Source organism: Aminobacter sp. P4_D5 (genome assembly GCF_056401815.1).
On the sequence record NZ_JBFUIP010000301.1, the window covers coordinates 1 to 3,682 of the forward strand.

Sequence of the window (3,682 nt, forward strand, 5' to 3'; positions counted from 1 at the left end):
GTGCTGGCGGTTCTTCAATCACCGCATCGGCTGCGTAAGCGCTCGTGCTGGCCAATCCTGCCAGGAGTACAAAGGGGTAAACTCTCATCAGTTCATTCCATCCTGATTTCAGGCCCCCGCCTTACTGACCATAAATATCAGCACTTGCTAAAAAATACTGTCACATGGTTGCCACAGAGTGGAATGGAATGCCGCAATCGGGGCAACCAGATGCTGGCGGCGAATAGACGTGTTTGGACATACATTCACGAAAGCCCGAGGCCAAAGGACATCGGACATACTTGTCGTTTTGCGTCGACTTTCCCCGCCGTAGTCGGCTAAGATACCCAAGTTCACGTAGGGTACGCCCTTGGACGAAATTGATCAGCTGCAGGACTTGTACGACACTGCGCAGCGCAGCGTAGAGCGCGCTAGGGCTACTAAGCTAACGCCATCCCAGATTGCCGAAGTGGAACATCGGGAGGGGCTGATGAGGATCATTGCCGCCGAAATCCTTCGTCTGAAAGACCATCGGCAAACAATGCACTGAGTGCCCCGGCAACGCGCCCGGCCTTTCCGATTTCGGCGAGCAGGGATTGCCACCGGGCCGGGCGCGAGATCCGGGCTGTGGGGCGACGAAGACCCGGATGGCATCAGCGTRCACCCGCCTCGTTATTGATCCGTGGAGCGGCAATCTAAATATTATCGGTTTCTAATATTATTCTGCAGGCCGTCTTGCGCCACTCCCAGACATTGCCGGGGCCATTGTAGGCGCGCCCGGTATCACTGCAGCATGAGCAATAAAAGGCCTGCCGGGAGGTCCGCCGACAGGCCCTATGCTAGAGTGACTTTGCCATGAGGGATAGCTAAGTCGCTCCACGGAGCCCACCATTGCGGCGCGATGGGATTTCCTCCGCCCGACCCAACGTCCTTCGATCCTTCCGGTTCCCATAAACAGAAAAAGCCCCGCCACCTTTCGGCAGCGGGGCGATCATATTGCTGGCGTAGGGCGTCTGCATTGGGTGGAAACCTGTCCGTCCGCTTTCCGTGGACAAGTGATACAAATTGACCTTTGGTCAGCCGAAGCGACCGACAGCTTTGCGCCTTATCTCGGTAGTTGCGACCAGCTTCGCTGCACCCCAAAAGCACACATCTTCGGTGCCCACGTCGTCGCGGTTGCGCCATTGCCGGACAAGTGCGCTGGACGCAGCGAGGTTGCGATCGGACTTATACGAGATTTTAAGGTCCTGACGCTTTTCCAACCAGAAAAGCGGACAGCTGCCGACCCGCTTGTTCCTGCCTCAGTCGACGATGTGATAGCCACCGTCCACGTAGATGACCTGCCCGGTCATCGAGCGAGCTGCATCGAGCGTGAGGAAGGCGCAGGTCGCGCCCACTTCATCGATCGTCACCAGCTTGCGTGCAGGCGACGTGCTGCGCGCCTTGTCGAGCAATACGTCGAATTCGGCTATCCCCGAGGCCGCGCGAGTCGCCAGTGGGCCAGGCGATATCGCATGGACGCGAATGCCCCAGTTCCGCCGCCACGTAACGCATGAGCGCAACATCACATCCCGAGCAAGATCCGGAACCCGGTCAACATCAGAATCCCGGTTCAGAGGGCTGGCAACGTTGGGTGCCGCTGATCGAGACGGTGCGTCAGTACCGGCTTTCGTGGCTGTCGCAAGATTTGGTGGCCGGTCTCGTATTGTCGGCTGTGCCGTCCCTGTCGGCATTGCCTATGCGGTGGCTTCGGGCGTTCCGGGCATCTACGGCCTCTATGCCACCATCATTCCGCTACTCGCATACGCCTTGTTCGGCCCCAGCCGGATCCTGGTGTTGGGACCGGATTCCGCTCTGGCGACGCTGATTCTTGGCACGGTGCTGCCGTTGTCGGGAGGGGATCCGACGCGCGCCGCGGCCCTGGCCGGCATGATGGCGGTGGTCGCTGGGCTGGTATTGATCCTGTCCGGCGTGCTGCGCCTCGGCTTTGTCACCGAGCTGCTCTCCAAGCCGATACGGTATGGCTATATGAACGGTATCGCGCTGACGGTGATCGTCAGTCAGATTCCCAACCTCTTCCAGGTCTCCATCGATCAGAGCCGCCCTCATCCGCCCAACTCCGCCTTCAGCCCCTTCACCGCCTTGAACAGATCGTTCCTGCGCTTGATGCCGTAGATGGCGAAGGCGACGATGACGGCGACAATCGCGAGCTGGACACGCCAGTCGAGATTGCCGAAGGTGGCCAACGGCGCACCGATGGCAGTCAGCAGCCAGGTCCAGAATGTCTTGCTCTTGGTGGTTGGTGTTTCGAGTTCGCCCGGGTCGGCCACGACGGGCTTCTCGATTACCAGCGGCTTTTGGGCAACGCCCGGCTCGGATGCTTGGGCATGGTTGCCGGCGGCTTTCACCCGATCAAGCAGTGCCTCGACCGTTTCGGGCTTCGTGCCAACCTTGTTGATGCCGTCGCCCAGGTAGTAGCTATCGCCGCGCTAATCTGGCGATGGGCGCCCTTACAGGCTGCAAGAACTGGGAAGCTGGCCCATTCCTGCGCCAGCCGCTTGCCGAACTCGGTGCGATCGATCTTCCCGGCCATGAAGGCTTCGTAGCCACGGCGCTTCAGCAGATGGAAGGCAAGCCGATCCCGGAAGTCCGAGTTGAAGACCTGCGCGCCGCTGAGATGCAACTCCTTCGAAAGGTCAATGAGTGTTGCCCGCATGAACTGCGGCGCACCGGCGGCCGAGGACGCCTTGTCGGAGCCGAACTTCTTGGCCCACGCCTTGGTCGACCACGCCTTCTACGCATCGATCAGATCGCCCAGCGTCATTTTGGTGATGGGCTTGGCAAGGCCGACCTGGCGATTGCGCATTCAGGCGGGGCCTTGCCGGCGTCTGTTCGATAAATGAAGTCGAGCAGAAGTGCCGCTCCGGTGGGAACGGTCTTGTCCATAGGATTTCATTCAGCTTGGGAGTAAACTTGGGGGGCGCGGGAGGCGCGGTGCGCTATGCAACCGCTGGCGCCGATGACTTGGCAGGACTGGCTTTATGTAGCGGTTGCTTTCGGGGCCGCGGCAGGCATTCTGTGGATGTTGGGGGTCCAGGTGTCGTCTGCCCCAAAGGCTCGGGACGCTAGCTGATGACTAGGCCGGCCAGGTAAGCGCTGGCAGTTCGGCGATCAATTCAGAGACCGTCGGCTGCGGGCGCTGGCCACCCATCACCCTGTCGAGCTCGATATACGCATACGCCCAGACAGCATCACGCCACGCAACGAATGCTGCTGCCTCAGCAGCCCATGCCGGGTTGGTGCTGCCCACATAGGTCGCGATGGAAACCGCGCTGTCGTAGCGGCGTTCCTGCGCCTTGAACGGCATTAAGTTCGGTCCCCCTGCCAGCCACCCTTCATTTGCCGCTCAACCTCTCCGGCAATCTTGTCGGCGGCGCCAGCCCTAGGCAGCGCCCACGAAATACCCACCGCAAAAACTCTGGCCCCATCCGGGACAATTTCAGTGCGGGGAAACTAAGTTGCCTGATTGGGGCGCGTCGGGTATTCAGAAGTGTCTGATAAAAGCGGGAGATCTTTACCATGACACGCAAAACGGTCCTCAAGTTCGGCAAAGTGGAAAACGCCGACGTCAACGATCTGCCGGGATGGGTTGTAGTCGAAGGAACGCCGACAATGAAGACCGCCGTCCAGCACAAGACTGAGG

At 60.0% G+C, this 3,682-nt stretch carries 4 protein-coding genes and 1 pseudogene; 2 read left to right on the plus strand and 3 right to left on the minus strand.

Features of this window, described 5'->3' with window-relative positions:
- Window positions 1-1,280: 1,280 nt before the first annotated feature.
- Window positions 1,281-1,508, minus strand: a pseudogene (locus AC1DWF_RS30925) (SDR family oxidoreductase); the annotation flags it as partial.
- Between the two features lie 214 nt (window positions 1,509-1,722).
- Between AC1DWF_RS30925 and AC1DWF_RS30930 the strand changes: the two are divergent.
- Window positions 1,723-2,154, plus strand: a complete 432-nt coding sequence (locus AC1DWF_RS30930; protein ID WP_476842476.1) for a SulP family inorganic anion transporter — start codon at window positions 1,723-1,725, stop codon at window positions 2,152-2,154.
- On the opposite strand, the gene AC1DWF_RS30935 is transcribed toward AC1DWF_RS30930, so the two are convergent.
- Entirely contained in the window at window positions 2,085-2,387 is a 303-nt protein-coding gene (locus tag AC1DWF_RS30935; protein WP_476786829.1) for a hypothetical protein, read from the minus strand. The genes AC1DWF_RS30930 and AC1DWF_RS30935 overlap by 70 nt on opposite strands.
- Window positions 2,388-2,479: 92 nt before the next feature.
- On the opposite strand from AC1DWF_RS30935, the gene AC1DWF_RS30940 reads away from it, so the two are divergent.
- Window positions 2,480-2,878 carry a hypothetical protein gene (locus tag AC1DWF_RS30940; protein WP_476786830.1) on the plus strand — a complete coding sequence of 133 codons (399 nt, stop codon included), beginning with the start codon at window positions 2,480-2,482 and terminating at the stop codon, window positions 2,876-2,878.
- Between the two features lie 237 nt (window positions 2,879-3,115).
- On the opposite strand, the gene AC1DWF_RS30945 is transcribed toward AC1DWF_RS30940, so the two are convergent.
- Window positions 3,116-3,346: a hypothetical protein gene (locus AC1DWF_RS30945; protein ID WP_476786831.1), complete on the minus strand. Its 231-nt coding sequence runs from the start codon at window positions 3,344-3,346 to the stop codon at window positions 3,116-3,118.
- Window positions 3,347-3,682: the final 336 nt, after the last annotated feature.